The sequence below is a fragment of the Methylobacterium goesingense genome (genome assembly GCF_022179225.1).
GTDB classification, from domain to species: Bacteria; Pseudomonadota; Alphaproteobacteria; order Rhizobiales; family Beijerinckiaceae; genus Methylobacterium; species Methylobacterium goesingense.
In genome coordinates, this window is the sequence record NZ_BPQL01000140.1 from 1 (window position 1) to 15,082 (window position 15,082).

The 15,082-nt window shown below is 69.0% G+C and carries 14 protein-coding genes and 1 pseudogene; 8 read left to right on the plus strand and 7 right to left on the minus strand.

Translation table 11 applies throughout. From position 1 onward, the window contains the following. The 4 genes from MFF30_RS20790 to MFF30_RS20805 all read left to right on the plus strand — a co-directional run. Positions 1-561, plus strand: a 561-nt coding sequence (locus MFF30_RS20790) for an outer membrane protein (protein WP_238281795.1), incomplete at its 5' end; no start/stop codon positions are given. A gap of 274 nt (positions 562-835) precedes the next feature. Further along, a complete protein-coding gene (locus tag MFF30_RS20795) occupies positions 836-1,687 on the plus strand; it encodes an outer membrane protein (protein WP_238281798.1) in 852 nt (283 codons plus the stop codon). Positions 1,688-1,836: 149 nt separating this feature from the next. After that, positions 1,837-2,757, plus strand: a complete 921-nt coding sequence (locus MFF30_RS20800; RefSeq protein WP_238281800.1) for an outer membrane protein — start codon at positions 1,837-1,839, stop codon at positions 2,755-2,757. A gap of 76 nt (positions 2,758-2,833) precedes the next feature. Continuing rightward, the gene (locus MFF30_RS20805; protein WP_238281802.1) at positions 2,834-3,088 is read left to right on the plus strand and encodes a hypothetical protein; all 255 of its coding nucleotides are present in this window, start codon (positions 2,834-2,836) and stop codon (positions 3,086-3,088) included. Between the two features lie 38 nt (positions 3,089-3,126). On the opposite strand, the gene MFF30_RS20810 is transcribed toward MFF30_RS20805, so the two are convergent. Then, on the minus strand, positions 3,127-3,675 hold the full coding sequence (locus MFF30_RS20810; protein ID WP_056184046.1) for an HNH endonuclease: 549 nt from the start codon (positions 3,673-3,675) through the stop codon (positions 3,127-3,129). Between the two features lie 586 nt (positions 3,676-4,261). On the opposite strand from MFF30_RS20810, the gene MFF30_RS20815 reads away from it, so the two are divergent. Further along, complete coding sequence (locus MFF30_RS20815) at positions 4,262-6,964, plus strand: DUF3772 domain-containing protein (RefSeq protein ID WP_238281804.1); 2,703 nt, start codon at positions 4,262-4,264, stop codon at positions 6,962-6,964. 28 nt (positions 6,965-6,992) lie between these two features. Beyond that, positions 6,993-7,496, plus strand: coding sequence for a CAP domain-containing protein (locus MFF30_RS20820; protein ID WP_238281806.1), 504 nt, complete (start codon positions 6,993-6,995; stop codon positions 7,494-7,496). A 74-nt stretch (positions 7,497-7,570) separates the two neighbouring features. Here the strand turns inward: MFF30_RS20820 and MFF30_RS20825 are convergent, their stop codons facing one another. From MFF30_RS20825 to MFF30_RS20840, 4 genes are all read right to left on the minus strand, one after another. Continuing rightward, a complete protein-coding gene (locus tag MFF30_RS20825) occupies positions 7,571-8,338 on the minus strand; it encodes a hypothetical protein (protein WP_238281808.1) in 768 nt (255 codons plus the stop codon). Positions 8,339-8,368: 30 nt separating this feature from the next. Beyond that, positions 8,369-8,749, minus strand: a complete 381-nt coding sequence (locus MFF30_RS26025; RefSeq protein WP_283205927.1) for a CHASE3 domain-containing protein — start codon at positions 8,747-8,749, stop codon at positions 8,369-8,371. 146 nt (positions 8,750-8,895) lie between these two features. Beyond that, on the minus strand, positions 8,896-9,729 hold the full coding sequence (locus MFF30_RS20835) for an OmpA/MotB family protein (protein ID WP_238281811.1): 834 nt from the start codon (positions 9,727-9,729) through the stop codon (positions 8,896-8,898). Between the two features lie 27 nt (positions 9,730-9,756). After that, positions 9,757-10,530: a motility protein A gene (locus tag MFF30_RS20840; RefSeq protein WP_238281813.1), complete on the minus strand. Its 774-nt coding sequence runs from the start codon at positions 10,528-10,530 to the stop codon at positions 9,757-9,759. Positions 10,531-10,791: 261 nt separating this feature from the next. On the opposite strand from MFF30_RS20840, the gene MFF30_RS20845 reads away from it, so the two are divergent. Continuing rightward, a complete protein-coding gene (locus MFF30_RS20845) occupies positions 10,792-12,564 on the plus strand; it encodes a glucan ABC transporter ATP-binding protein/ permease (protein WP_238281815.1) in 1,773 nt (590 codons plus the stop codon). A gap of 283 nt (positions 12,565-12,847) precedes the next feature. Here MFF30_RS20845 and MFF30_RS20850 read toward each other — a convergent pair whose 3' ends face one another. Both MFF30_RS20850 and MFF30_RS20855 read right to left on the minus strand, forming a co-directional pair. Next, positions 12,848-13,693, minus strand: coding sequence for a transglutaminase-like domain-containing protein (locus tag MFF30_RS20850; protein WP_238281818.1), 846 nt, complete (start codon positions 13,691-13,693; stop codon positions 12,848-12,850). Positions 13,694-13,825: 132 nt separating this feature from the next. Then, positions 13,826-14,710, minus strand: a complete 885-nt coding sequence (locus tag MFF30_RS20855) for a YihY/virulence factor BrkB family protein (RefSeq protein WP_238281820.1) — start codon at positions 14,708-14,710, stop codon at positions 13,826-13,828. A gap of 183 nt (positions 14,711-14,893) precedes the next feature. Here MFF30_RS20855 and MFF30_RS20860 point away from each other — a divergent pair. After that, a pseudogene (locus MFF30_RS20860) lies at positions 14,894-15,082 on the plus strand (EamA/RhaT family transporter); the annotation flags it as partial.

Here is a 15,082-nt window from a genome sequence, read left to right on the forward strand (position 1 = left end):
CGTGATCTTTCCACCGCCGCGATACTCGGCGGTGGAAAGATCACGTTCCAGGACAGCTACGGCGAGAACTGCAACGTCGGCGGCTGCCGCGGCATCAACGCCTATCAGGGCAACCTCTCCTCGGTGGTCGTCATGGCCAACGGCTACGTGGACCTCGGCACCTGGTACGGCGTAACGCCCTTCGTCGGCGGCGGCGTCGGCACCGCCTTCCATCAGCTCTCCGGCTTCAACGATCGCGGTTACGGCGAAGCTCAGTACGGCTACGGCATTGCCAAGGACAAGACCACCAACACCTTCGCCTGGGCCGCCATGGCCGGTCTCGGCTACAGCGTGACACCGAACCTCAAGCTCGAGCTCGGCTATCGCTACCTCAACCTGGGTCACGTGTCTTCGAACCCGGTGACCTGCTTCAACACCTCGGATTGCGTCGGCGCCTTCTACAAGGTCAAGGACGTGACCTCGCACGACGTGCGGATCGGCATGCGCTGGCTGCTCGGTGGCGGCGTGATCGCCCCGGTGGCCGAGTACCACGAGCCGGCCCCCCTGGTGCGCAAGTACTGATCGGCCGCTCTCCAGGCGGCATCTGGGCTGCCCCTTGGGCAGCATCTGGATGATGAGGCAGGGCGGGGGTGCGGATCGCGAGATCCGCGCCCCCGTTCGCATGTCCGGGCGCCGACCCCGGCCTCGAAGACCGGTCCGGCCGACCGGAAGTCGGCAACGCGGCGTTAGCCTTAAGCCCTCCCTAATATTTGTAGCGCAGTATAGGCCCAAGGCAAGTTTCACGACGGCAAGCATCGCGTGACCGGCCAGAAGTAGTCTTGCGTATGAGGGCGTCATGGCCGGGTCGTATTCTTTTACCGTCACGGTCGTCGCGGGTCTGCTGACCGGCGCAGGCCTGGCCAATGCGGCCCGGGCGGCGGATCTGCTACCGCCGCCGCCGCCCCAAGCGGCGCCCGTCGCCATCGGGGAGGGCTGGTACCTTCGGGTGGATGCCACGGTGAGCGACTACGCGCGCCCCCGCGACGCGACCCGGCCGCCGGCCGACGGCACGCCGCTGACCCCGCTCGAGCGGATGCACCTCGACACGGTGCCGGGCTACGGCGGCGGCGTCGGCTATCGCCTCAACAACTGGCTGCGCGTCGACGCCACCATCGATCAGCGCCTCGGGTCGCGCTACAGCGCCTATTCCTCCGGCTCCCGATACGTGGACGGCTACAACATCGAGGCCGGCAAGCTCGACGTCCTCACCGGACTCGTGACCGTCTACGCCGATCTCGGGACCTGGTGGGGGCTGACCCCCTATCTCGGCGTCGGCGTGGGCTTCGCCGACAAGGGCTTCACCAAGGCCTACACCCAGACGACCTGCCTGACCGACACCTGCGACGGGAATCCCCCGGGCCTCCGCGACGCCGTGCGTCGTCCGAGCCGCTCCGTCACCTCGCTGGCCTGGGCACTGACCGGGGGCGTCTCCTACGACATCGGCCACGGCCTGAGCCTCGACACGAGCTACCGCTACGTCGATCTCGGCCGCGCCAAGACGGGGGAGGACGCCTACGGCGCCGCCTCGCGCCTGAAGGATCTGGCCGCGCACGAGGTTCGCGTCGGTCTGCGCTACAGCTTCGCCGGCGCCCCCGGACCCTTCGCGGACCTGTCGGTCCCGCGCTGGAACCGGAACCCCTACGAGTAGGCTTGCGGCGCCGGGACGCGCACCGCGCGTCCCGGTACGACGAGGTGCCCCCACGAGGGGCCGCAACGGACCGTTAAGGTTACTCAAGTAAAACCAAAGCACAGGCTCAGCACCCGAACCCTCGGTCTGACGCCGTGAGGACGACAACGATGCGTACCGCGACCCTCGCGCTCCTGGCCGGTTTCACCCTCGGCGTCAGCGCCCCCGCCCTCGGCGCGGACCTCGATTACGGCGTCCTGCGGGGGCCGGACTATGAGCCCGAGGTCCAGGTCATCGACTGGAACGGCATCTATGTCGGCGGGCACGGGGGCTACTCCGCGGCCTCCGCGGGCTTCAAGAACGCCTATCGGCCCCTGGTCGCCAACGCGCTGCGCTTCACAACCGCCGAGAGTGATTTCAACGCTTCCTCGATGCTGTCGTCTCGTGGCGGCAACACCGAAGGGGCGAGCTACGGCGCCTTCATCGGCTTCAACTACCAATTCGACGAGACCGTCGTGGGCGTCGAGGCGGATTACACCCGCTTCGACCGGACCGCGTCGACGAAGGATTACAACGGCCTGTTCAGGACGAACTCAGCCGGATATGTCGAGACCGTGCGTCTCGACGGCATGGCGACGGCCCGGATCGAGGATTACGGAACGATCCGCGCGCGCGGCGGCTACGCCATCGGCAATTTTCTGCCCTACGTTACCGGGGGCTTGGCAATCGGCCGGGTCCACACCGAGTCGGCCGTGACGATCCAAGATTTCGGTTATGACGCCGCTGCCTACAAGGCCAATCAGACGAGCACCTCCGGCAAGGAAGTCGCCGTGAAGAATTTCGGCTACGTCAAGGATGGCTTCGACCCCAACAACCCCGAGGCCGGGACGCCCGCCAGCAACCGGGTCACGGCCAGCAAGACGAAGACCATGGGCGGGTTCGTTCTCGGCGCGGGCCTCGAATTCGCGCTTACCCGGAACATCCTGCTGCGCGGCGAATACCAGTACGTAATGCTCAACGACTTCGAGAAGAGCTCGGCCAACCGGGTCTCGATCAACACCGTCCGGGCCGGCGCCGCCCTGAAATTCTGAGCGGCGTTAAGTCCCCGCTCGCAGCTCCGCGCCTAGACTCGCGCCACGCGGCGGATGCGCCGCCCGGAGGCCCTTCATGCTTCGTCTCGTCCTCCTCGGCACCGCCGTCGCGCTGGCCGCGCCCGCCCTGGCGGGCGGTGAGCCCGGCTATCCCCGGCGTGGGCCCTACCTGCCCCCGGAGGTCGCCTATCGCGATCCGGCGTACATTCCCCCGCCGCCGCTGCGGCCCGTGCACGCCGCGCCTGTCTTCGTGGCGCCGGTCCTGCTGGCGCCGCGCTCCCTGGCGCTGCCCCTCTACAACGAGCCGCCGCCGCGCTTTCTCGGACCCTGACTTGCTCGGACCCTGATTTGCCCGGCCCGTGATCCGGGTCAGCTCTCCAGCTCGGTGTCCCAGTACAGGTAGTCGAGCCAGGTGTGGTGGTACTCGCGGTGGTCGAATTCCGGCTGGCGGCGGTGCAGTTCGTGTCGCGTCGGCCGGTGCGGTTCGTGGAGGAGGGGCATGTCCGCCTCCGCCGGAGTGCGGTTGGCCTTGCGCAGGTTGCAGGGCGAGCAGGCCGCGACCACGTTCTCCCAGCTCGACTGGCCACCGCGCGAGCGGGGCACCACGTGGTCGAAGGTCAGGCCGCCCGAGGGCAGGCGCAGGCCGCAATATTGGCAGGAGAAGGTGTCGCGCAGGTAGATGTTGTAGCGCGTGAAGGCCGGGCTGCGCGCCAGGGTCACGTAGCTCTTCAGGGCGACCACGCTGGGGACGCGCAGGGAGCGGGAGGGCGAGCGCGCCTCGACGTCGTAGCTGGCCACCAGGGTGACGCGGTCGAGGAACAGCGCGGTGAAAGCGTCCTTCCAGGACCAGAGCGAGAGCGGATTGTACGAGAGCGGCCGGTAATCCGCATTCAGGACGAGCGTTTGGAGATCCAGCATCGGCGCTACCCTCTCGACGGGTCGACGAAGGGACAACGCGCGGGAATCGGCCGGCGCATCGCCCCAGGTTGGTGAAAGATCAGAAATCTCCGCATCCCGGGGCGTCGCGGCGCGTGGCCGGGGACATGACGGGGATGCGTGGAGGGCCGGATCCCTGCGGCGCGGTGCGGCGCGGATCGGACCGGCATTGGCCAAAAGCGGTCGCATCGGGCGAAGACGCCCGGTTCGTGGCGACGCTCATCGGCGCGGATGGTCGTCGCCACCTCCTCGCACGGGAACGAAAAGGCCAGATCCATCGGGACTTAGTCTAATATCAGCGTGACACGCTTGTGAAGGTCGGCCGCCCCATCCCCGACGTCGCGCCCACAGGGCAGGGTCGGGGCCTCCGGCGCCCTCATTTACCCGCGCCGTCAGCCTTTCGCCCCATTGCTCGGCGAAGGGGCGGGCCCCGGCCGCTCCCCGCCCCGCCAGACCGCGCGCAGTTCTTGCTGGCGCGATCCGGATGGGCGGGTCGTCAGCGGCCCGACGAGGCGCGGCGTGGGGCCGCGCCGGAACCGCGCGGCAAGCGCGGCGCGAAAGGATCGACATGGGCGTTATCCCGAGAAGCCAGCGGTTCGGCGGCATCCGGAGGGCGGCGCTGGCCGCTGCCTGGTTCGGTGCCCTTGCGCTGGCTCCGGCGGTGCTGGCCCCCGGCGGCGCGGCCGGGCAGGGGGCGCCCGCCGTCACGACCGCGCCGGCCAAGCCGGCTCCGGCCGGAACCCCGGCTCCAGCGGAGGCCAAGCCTGCCCCGGCCGAGGCCAAGCCCGCCGCCAAGGCGCCGGCGCCCAAGCCTGCCGTCTCGGAGCAGATCCAGAACGTCCGCGACCAGCTCGACGCGGCCAAGGCCGACCTGGAGCAACGCGAAAAGATTCTCACCGGCCCGAATGTCGGCACCGGCGACCTGACCCGGGCCCGCGACGGCATCGAGGCCATCGCCGACAAGATCCGCCACGTCATCGACATCACCTCCCCGCGTCTGGAGGCGGCTCGCGAGCGCCTGACCCAGCTCGGCCCCAAGCCGAAGGAGGGCGAGGAGGGCGAGGACGTGGCCCGCGAGCGCACCGAGCGCGAGCACGCGGTGGCGGAGATCGACGAGACCCAGCGGCTGGCCAAATCCCTGCTCGTGCAGAGCGACCAGATCGTCGATCAGGTCTCGAACCGCCGCCGGGCCGCCTTTACGCGCGGCCTGTTCGAACGCTCCACCGCCCTCGTCAGCCCCGACCTGTGGATGCGGGCCGCCGCCGACCTGCCCCGCGACCTGCGCGCCCTGCAGAGCGGCGTGGAGGACACCGCGGCCCTGTTCGGCCGCAACGGCACGCTGGGCAACCTGCTGCTGCTGGGGGTCGCCTTCGGCATCTCGATCGCGCTGTATTTCGGCCGGCGCAACATCGCTCCCCGCCTGGGGCGGCGCGACGCGAAGGCGGTGGCGCCCTCCCGGCGCAAGAAGCTGCTGGCGGCCTGGCGGGTCTTCCTGCTCGGCACCGTGCCGGCCTTCATCGGCTCCTACGCGGTCTACTACGCCCTCGACGCGACGGACCTCCTGCCCCTGCGGCTCCTGCCGGTGGCGGGCGCCATCCTGGGGGGCCTCGCCTTCATCGCCTTCGTGGAGGCCCTGGCCGACGCGCTGCTCTCGCCCGACAAGCCCTCCTGGCGGGTGGCGAGCATGGACGACACCGCCGCCGCGCGGGTGACACGGCTGGCGGTGGGCATCGCCATCGTGATCACGGTGGTCAAATCGATCGAGGCCCTGAACTCCGGAATTTCGGCCGCGCTCCCGGTCTCTATCGCCACCCGCGGCATCGGGGCCCTCGCCACCGCCCTCATCCTGGCCATCGGCCTGCACCGCTTCGCCGACACGGCGGAGAAGGAGGAGGCCTGCTTCGGCCCCTACGTGGCGCCGGAGGCGACCACGGGCATCGGCGGGCCGGCCCGCCTTCTCGGCTGGGCGGGGGCCATCGTCATCGCGGTGGCGCCGCTGGTCGGCTACGTCGCCTTCGCGGCCTTCCTCATCGATCAGCTCGTCTGGGTGGCGGGCCTGTTCGTGCTGCTGTTCCTGCTGATTTCGAGCGCCGACACCTTCATCGGCGGGACGTTGTGCGACGACACCCGCATCGCCACGGCGCTGCAGGCCAATACGGGCCTGCGCAAGCGCTCGATCAACCAGATCGCCGTGCTGGCGACGGGCTTCACCCGGCTCGTCCTGGTCCTGGTCGCCGCCCTCCTGGCGCTGGCGCCCTGGGGCCTCGACTCGACGGACGTGTTCTCCTCGGTGCGGACCGCCTTCTTCGGCTTCAAGGTCGGCGACGTCACCATCTCGCTCTCAACCATCGTGCTCGCCATCGGCCTCCTGCTCCTCGGCATGGCGGTAACGCGGGCGATCCAGCGCTGGCTCGAACAGACCTACCTGCCGGCGACCGACCTCGATGCGGGCCTGCGCAACTCGATCTCGACCATCGCGGGCTATATCGGCTTCCTGCTCACCCTGGCGCTGGCCTTCTCGTATCTCGGCCTGAGCCTGGAGAAGCTCACCATCGTGGCCGGCGCCCTCTCGGTGGGTATCGGTTTCGGCCTGCAATCCATCGTCAACAACTTCGTCTCCGGCCTGCTGCTGCTCTGGGAGCGCCCGATCCGCGTCGGCGACCAGGTGCTCATCGGCGACAGCGAGGGCATCGTGAAGCGCATCTCGGTGCGCTCCACGGAGATCCAGACCTTCGACCGCTCGGCCGTGATCGTGCCGAACTCGAACCTGATCTCCGGCATCGTGAAGAACCGCGTGCGGGGCGACCGCACCGGCCGGGTCAGCATCACGGTCAGCGTCCTGCGCAACCAGGATCCGGTCCATGCGGCCGAGCTGCTGATGGGCTGCGCCGCCGCTCAAGCAGATGTGCTCAAGGAGCCGCCGCCCCGGGTGGTGTTCCGCAAGATCGGCGACCCGTTCCTCGAGTTCGAGCTGATCGTGATGATCGTCGACGTCAGCCTCAGCCTGAAAGTGCAGAATGATTTGAACCTTAGCGTCTTCCAGACCTTGTCTGGGGCCGGAATGATCCCGGCCCTCGGACCGGGCTCCAGCGTGGTCACGGTTCAGGGCCTGGAGAGCTTCCAGAGCGCGGTGGGCCAGATCGCCACCGCGTTCACGGTGCCGGGGCGCACCGACGGGCGGCCCGAGGGCGGGGCACGCCCCGAGGAACGCTTCGACGAGGCCGAGCCCATGCGCTCGGCGGAGGCGGCGCGCCGGAGATCCGGCGGCTGAGGAGCCAGGAGAACCGGACGTGGGGTGGATGTCGAGGACGGGACGGGTTTGCGGCATCGCCCTGACGGGGCTCGCGGCCGTGCAGCTTAATGCCTGCGCGCGGCCCGAATCGGTCAACGATGCGCTGCCGAGCCTGTACTGGCCGATGACGGCCCAGGGCGCGCAGGTCGACGCCAACACCGCGCGCGACATGATCTCGGCCTACCGCGCCCGCAGCGGTCTACCGCCGCTCACCGTAGACCCGGAGCTCCAGAAGCTCGCGGAGGCCGAGGCCGCCGCCATGGCCAGCGCCGACCGCCCGAGCCGGGCCCAGACTGTGAAGAACGCGGTGGAGCGCCTCGGCTTCGCCGGGCCGGAGGCCAACCTCTCGGCAGGCTATCACACCCTGGCCGAGGCCTTCTCGGGCTGGCGCGACAGCCCCAGCCACAACGCCACCCTGCTGGCCCCTAACGCCCACCGCATGGGCATCGCCACCGCCTACGCACCGGGCTCGAAGTACAAGGTCTACTGGGCCCTGCTGGTCACGCGGTAGGGCGCGCGACCGCCGCTATGGAGGCCGCTCGGGCGCGATACGGCGTCCGCGCGGTCGGAGCGGACACCGTTCCTTCAGAGGTAGCCGTGGTCAGCCATCCAGGTCGCGTTCGCCGCGACGATGGCATCGGCGATCGCCGGATCGAGTTCTTGCTTGTGTCGGCCGACGATCCCGCTCTGGCGATGGCCACCATGCAGCAACGTCGTGGCATCGTAGGTGCCCGACGCCGCAGTCACGTGGATTGTCTCGACGGTCCTGGCGATGTCTTCGGCATCCGCAGTCGATTTGATCGCGCTCAGCACGTCGCGCACGACGACGATGGGCTCGGAGACAATCCTGGCATACGGCACGTCCAGCGTCGCACGCGGACTCCAATACTCGTGATTGCCGCGTACGGCGGTCGACACATCGACAGCGTCAGCGTCGGTCGCCCACCCCATTCCGCGCAGCGAGACGAAGACATCACGCAGATCGCGATGACAGGTCAGAACGATGTCCGCGCGCTGCGCCCAGCCCTCGTGCGGCTCGTGCAGCTTCACCACCATGTCGCGTTCTTCCGATAAGGGCGACAGCTCGTCCACCCAGCCGACAATCACGCCTGGAAGTCCCAACCGGACAACGTTGTAGAGCCATGTACTGCCGGAGCGTTTCGCCCCCGCCGTCAGAATAATGCCCATGCTTCCAATTTCTCTGACAATGGCAGCGGTCGGCCATCCGCTCTGTGATTCGATTAAGATATCGTCGACCGCGTGACAACGGCGGCGCGCGAACACCTGGAATCGGACCTGCGAGACGTCATCCGGTCGGCGCGAAACGCTCCGATCCGCGGGGATCAGGCTCACGCACCCGTCGCTCGAAGAGCCCGATGCGGCTCAGGCCGCCCGGACGGTGGTGAGGAAGCGCTGGATCTCGGCCCCGAGGTGCTCGCTCTGGCGGGACAGATCGGAGGCCGCCCCGAGGACTTGGCTCGCCGCCGCGCCGGTGCCGGCGGCCGCATCGGCCACGCCCAGAAAGGCGGCATCGCCCGAGACGAGGCAGCCGCGCACGCCGGTTTCCTGGTCGACCATCGCGCCGGTGAGGCGGCTGATCTCGCCGAGCACCTCGTAGGTGTGCCGCGTCCGCTCACCGGCCTCCTCGAGGGTCGACAGGCTGCGCAGCGAGAGCACCGAGACCGTCGTGGATGCCACGAGGACGATCGCCAGGGCCGAGCCGATCTTGGCGGCGATCTTCAGGTCGACGAGGCGGGACAACATGCGGGGACAACCTGGTGGCGTGACGGGAAACGTCGCCCCGCCGCCTCGCTCGGAACCCGGCCGGGTCACGCGCGCGATACCGCCACATTCAATAAACAAATGTTATTTTCGACCGCGCCCGACGCGCATCGCGGCCGGAGAACAACTCAGGGAAAGTTCTTCATGCGCGGCGTCGGGGCGGGTTCGCTGAGGAGCGTCACCGTCACGCGCCGGTTGGCGGGCAGATAGGGGTTGTCGGGAAACATCGGCTCGGTGTCGGCCTTGCCCGTGACGGAGGCGAAGCGGTCGTCCGGCACGCCGCTGCCGGCCAGGATCTCCCGCACGCTGATCGCCCGGTTGGCGGAGAGCTCCCAGGGCGGGGCGAGGGGACGCGAGCCCGGGCGTTCCGTGGCGGTATAGCCCGTGATGGCGATGCGGTTGGGCATCTTGCGAAGAGTGACGGCAAGGCGCTCCAGCAGGCGCCGGGTGCGGTCGTTGGGACGGCTCGATCCGTCGCGGAACATCGAGGCGCCGTCCTGGTCGACGATGGACACGTCGGTGCCGCGCTGCGAGGGCGACACGATGATGTTCTTCGACAGTTCGGCGATCTCGGGCATGTCCTGCATCGCCTGGCGCAGGCTCGCGGCGGCGAGGCCGGCGCCGTCCGGATAACCCTTGTCCGGCATGCCCTCGTCGACGTTGCCGTCCACCGCCGGCGGGGTGGTGTGGTCGGAGGCGAGTTCGGGCGGGATGTCGCGCTTGTACTTCACCTTGTCGGCGTGCGCGAGGCCGTCCTTCTCGATGATGCCGGCGAAGCGCGACTCCTTGTTGACGCCGAAGGCGTCGCGCATGGAGCCGGCCACCGCCTGCATCTTCTTCTGGTCCTGGGTCGAGTAGGCGGCGATCATGACGAAGAAGCTCATCAGCAACGCCATGAGGTCGGCGAAGGTCACGAACCAGCCATGGCCGCCATGCGCGCCGCCGCGTTTCTTCTTAGCCATGCGCGCGACCCCGCTCGGTCATGCGCGTCAGGCCGCCTCGGCCACGAGTTCGTCGCGGTGGTTGTGCGGCAGGTAGGCGATGAGCATTTCGCGCACCAGCGAGGCGCTCTTGGCGTCGCGGATGAGCAGGATGCCGTCGATGATGAGCGAGCGGGAGACGTCCTCCTCCTCCAGCTTCACGTGCAGCTTATCGGCCAGCGGCAGGGTGACCATGTTGGCGATCAGCGCCCCGTAGAGGGTGGCCAGCAGGGCGGTGGCCATGGCGGGGCCGAGCTTGGAGGGGTCGGACATGTTGGCGAACATCGTCACCATGCCGAGAATCGTTCCGATCATGCCCCAGGCCGGGGCGCAGTCGCCGAAGGCGCGGTAGATCTTCGAGCCCTCGTCGAGGTGCATGAGGAAATTGTCGCGGTCGCGCTCCATCGTGTCGCGGATGAACTCGCGGTCGTAGCCGTCGGCGATGTAGCGAGCCCCCTGCGCCAGGAAGGGATCGGAGATCTCCATGTTCTCCAGGGCCATCGGGCCGGACTTGCGGACCACGTCGGCGATCTTGGTGATCTCCTCGATCAGTTCGCGCGGCTTGATGGCGCGCATCGAGAACGCGTAGCGCAGGCCCATCGGCAGGCCGTGCATCATCGTCGAGAAGGGAAAGCGCATCATCGTGGCGGCGGTGGCGCCGCCGAAGATCACGATGACGGCGTGCTTGTCGAAGTAGGCGGCGAAGTTTCCGCCATCGATCATGATCAGGATGAAGACCACGGCGAAGCCGCCGATGAGCCCGATACCGGTTGCGAGATCCATGTCACCCGACGCCTGAGCGGCTGCCCGCATGCCGCGGTGGCGCCGCGAGGACGGGGCGCCGAACCCACTCCTACGAAATCACGCTGAACGAACCGTAAAAATGCTGGCCAGGGGCCGACGATCGGGTCATGCACCGTTCAGGGAGCGCCGGACATAAGGCACGGCACGCCAAGGGCTTGGCGGCGGGTATCCGGGGGCGCGTTTGGGCGGCCTTCGGTGTGCCCCCGCGGCGGCCCGATCCGGCACGGAGCACACGGTATCATGTCGTTGGTTCGTCATTACGCACGAGTCATGGGTCTTCTGGGGGCCGACCGCCGCCTCGCGGCGCTGCTGGCCTTCGCCAACGTGGCCCTGGCGGTGGCGGCCTTCGCCGAGCCGCTGCTGATGGGCCGCATCATCGACCAGCTCACGCACCTCAAGAGCAACACCAACGCCTTCGCCACGCTGGCCCCGCTGATCGCCGCCTGGGTCGCCTTCGGCCTGTTCACGATCGCGGCCGGCGTCACCATCGCGCTGCATGCCGACCGGCTTGCCCACCGCAACCGGCTGGCCGCCATGGCGAATTATTTCGAGCACGTGCTCGAGTTGCCGCTCGCCTTCCACTCCTCGAACCATTCCGGCCGCGTCCTCAAGGCGATGCTGGAGGGCTCGAACGGCATGTTCTGGCTCTGGCTCGGCTTCTTCCGCGACCACTTCGTGGCCTTCGTGTCGCTGATCGTGCTCCTGCCCATGACCCTGTTCGTGAACTGGCAGCTCGGCGCGATCCTCGTCGTGCTCGTGCTCGCCTTCACGGCCCTCACCACTATGGTCATGCGCCGCACCGAGACCCTGCAGGGCCGGGTGGAGGCCTACCAGTCGGGCCTGGCCGAGCACGCCTCGGACGCCCTGGGCAACGTCGCCGTGATCCAGTCCTTCACCCGCGCCAAGGCGGAGAAGGAGGCGATGCACGACATCATCCGCAACCTGCTCGCCGCGCAGATCCCGGTCCTGTCCTGGTGGGCGCTGGCCAACGTCGCCACCCGCGCCTCCGCCACCCTGACCATGACGGCGATTTTCATCACCGGCATCGCCCTGCACCAGCACGGCCAGGCCAGTGTCGGCGAGGTCGTGGCCTTCATGAGCCTGGCCACCATGCTGGTCTCGCGCCTCGATCAGGTCGCCACCTGCATCAACGGCCTGTTCCAGCAGATGCCCAAGATCGCCGAGTACTTCGAGATCCTCGACACCGCCCCGGCCGTGCATGACCGTCCGGGCGCCCAGCAGGTCGCGCGCTTCGACGGCGCGGTCTCCTTCGAGGGCGTCGGCTTCTCCTACAATGCCCGGCGCAAGGCCCTGGAGGACGTCTCCTTCACGGCCGAAGCCGGCGAGACCATCGCGCTGGTCGGCACCACCGGCTCGGGCAAGTCGACCACCCTCGGCCTCCTGCACCGCGCCTTCGACCCGAACCACGGCGCCATCCGGATCGACGGCACCGACATCCGCGACATCGGCCTCACCAGCCTGCGCCACAACATCGGCGTGGTCTTCCAGGAGCCGATGCTGTTCGCCCGCTCGATCCGCGAGAACCTGCTGGTCGGCCGCCCCGATGCCACCGATGCCGAGATGCTCGACGCCCTCGAGCGCGCCCAGGCCACAGAATTCATGGCCCGTCAGGCCGACGGCCTCGACACGGTGATCGGGGAACGCGGTCGCTCGCTCTCCGGCGGCGAGCGCCAGCGCCTCTCCATCGCCCGCGCCCTGCTCAAGAACCCGCCGGTCCTGATCCTCGATGAGGCGACCTCTGCCCTCGACGCAACCACCGAGCGCAAGCTCCAGGGCGCCCTGGACGCCGTGATGGAAGGCCGCACCACCTTCGTCATCGCCCACCGCCTCGCGACGATCCGCAACGCCGACCGCATCCTCGTCTTCCACGAAGGCCGGATCGTCGAATCGGGCAGCTTCGACGACCTCGTCGCCCAGAACGGCCGCTTCGCCGACCTCGCCCGGGCCCAATTCATGGCCGCGGAGCCGGACGCGATGCCCCTGGCCGCCTGAACGAACGACGCCGGACACGACGAAGCCCTCCCGGGACGTCCGGGAGGGCTTTTTTCGTTTGTACCGGAGAGGCTTGCGAAGGGTTTCTGAGGCGTCGCGAGGACAATGGCCGGCCGCCTCCGAGATCGCGGCGGGAGGCACTGCGTTGTTCCGACGCGACGTGAAGCGCGGCTCACAAGTCCTTGCGATAGCTCCCGATTTATGAACTCGTTCGACAGGCGCGCCGTGCTCCCCCGCCGGAAAGGAGAGGGAGCACGTTCCGACCAGGCCGAACGAAGCGGTATCAGGGCTCGGCGGGCGCCGGCATTGCCTCGACGGCCGGCACCGTCGCGTCCTCGGCCCAGACCCGGAACTTGGTCAAGCGGTTGGAGCCGAAGGTGTGGGTCAGCGGCACATCCGCCGCGTCCCGGCCGCGCGCCACGAGGATGCGGCCCCGGCGGCGGGCGTTGTTGCGCGGGTCGAACATGCGCCAGGCGCCCCCGAGATAGACCTCCGTCCAGGCGGCGAAATCCCCCGGCGCGTGCGGCTCGGGCTCGCCGATGAAGCTGAGATACCCGGTGCAGTACCGGGTCGGGATGTTGAGAGCCCGGCAGAAGGCCACGAACAGGTGTGCGTAATCCCGGCAGACGCCGCGCCCGCTCACGAAAGCGTCCGCCGCCGTGCGGTCCACGTGGGCGTAGCCGTAGCCGAAGGTGATGTGCCCGTGGACATAGTCGCAGATCGCCTGCACCCGGGACCAGCCGGGCTCCAGGTGGCCGAACAGGTCCCAGGCGTCCCGAGAGAGCAGGTCGGATTCGCAGTAGCGGCTCGCCACCAGGAAGGGCAGGGCCTCCTCGGGCAGGTCCTCCACCGGGTGCTCGCGCGCCTCCGGCACCACGGGGTCGAGTTCCCCGTCATCCTCGATCTCGGCCCGGACGCTCAAGGTCAGCGCGCCTGCGGGGGCCACGAAGCGCACGGTGCGGTTGCCGAACACGTCGCGGAACGTCCGGACCGGCTGCGGCGGATCGAGGGTGAGCACGTCTGGCGGCACTGCCGCGAGCCCCCCCGCCTGATAGGAGGTGAGCCGGGCGATCAGGGGTGTCGGTTGCGGGAACTCATAGCCCATCTCGCACCCAAACCTGATCCGCATCGAAGCTCCCCCGGGCCGGCCGCCGCGCCACCGCCGGCCCCCTCACTGCCCGCGCGCGATCCGGGAGGCTAGGCCGCAAAGGTCACAGACGGATGTCATCGCGTGGCGCCGCGCGCGGATGAGGCAGCCGGCTCAGAGCCCCCGGGCCCGAGCCTGCTTTTGCTGCATCCGCGCCTGAAGCCGCACCCGCCGCGCTGCAATGACGGTGCCATTGATCTCGCCGCCGAACAGGAACATCGCGGCGAGCCAGTACAGGAAGACGAGGAACACCATCGCGGTGGCAAGACCCCCGTAAGTCGAGGCGTAGGCGTTCGAGAACCGGTCGAGGTAGTACCCGAAGCCGAGGCCGGCCAGGAACCACAGCAGCAGCGTGACCGCGATGCCGGGGACCACCGCCCAGACCGAGCGGCGGCCCGTGGCCACGAACTTGTGTGCGATGACCAGCACGGCGAGCAGCAGGAAGGCCGTGATGCCGATCCGCCCGATGGCGACCGTGAGGCTCAGAGGCTCAAGCCCCGGCGCCACGTTGATGACCTTGCGCCAGATCAGCGGCCCGAGCACCACCAGGAGCGCGAAGGCCAGCATCGCGAAGGCGCCGCAGACGACGTAGGCGATGGATTCCAGCCGCGTCAGCCACCAGGGCCGGGCCTCGCGCAGGCCGTAGGCGCGGTTCAGCCCCACCCGCAGGCTCTCCACGCCGGAGGACGAGAAGTACAGCGCCAGCACGGCGCCGACCGTGAGCACGCCGCCGCGCTGTTCGGTGAGCACCCGGTGCATCTCGGCCACGATGGGTTTCGCGACCTCGCGCGGCCAGGCATCGAAGATGAGCACGCCGGCCTCGTCGGCGAGCGACTTCGTGCCGAACACGCCCGCCAGGGCCGCCAGCAGGATGAGGAACGGGAAGAGGGCGGTGAGGGTCGAGAGGGCGATGTGGCTGGCGATGGCCCAGCCGTCATGCGCGACGAAGCGCTGCGCGGCGACGCTCGCGATCTCGAAGGGCTTGCGGATTCGGCTCACGGGGTTGGGGCTTGTCCTCGGGCTCGGGGCGGGAGATCCGGGCCGAACGGCTCGGGCGTGTCTTCTAAACGCAACGCGGGCCTTTCGCGCAACGCCCCGCGCGCCTGCAAAACGAACCGGTGCCGGGAACCGTCGCCGAACAGGGTTGAATTCCCCGCCGGGGCGTGATGGCTCCCGCCCACCATGCATGCACCGGCCCTCGTCTCCAGTCTCTTCGTCCTGATCTGGGCGACCGGCTTCGTCGCGGCGCGCTTCGTGGCGCCGCACGCGGAGGCGTTCACTTTCGTGGCGATCCGCGTGGTCGGCGTGGCGTTCGTCCTGATCGCGCTCGCGCTCTGGCGCGGCGCGCGCTGGCCGCGCGACCGGGCCGGC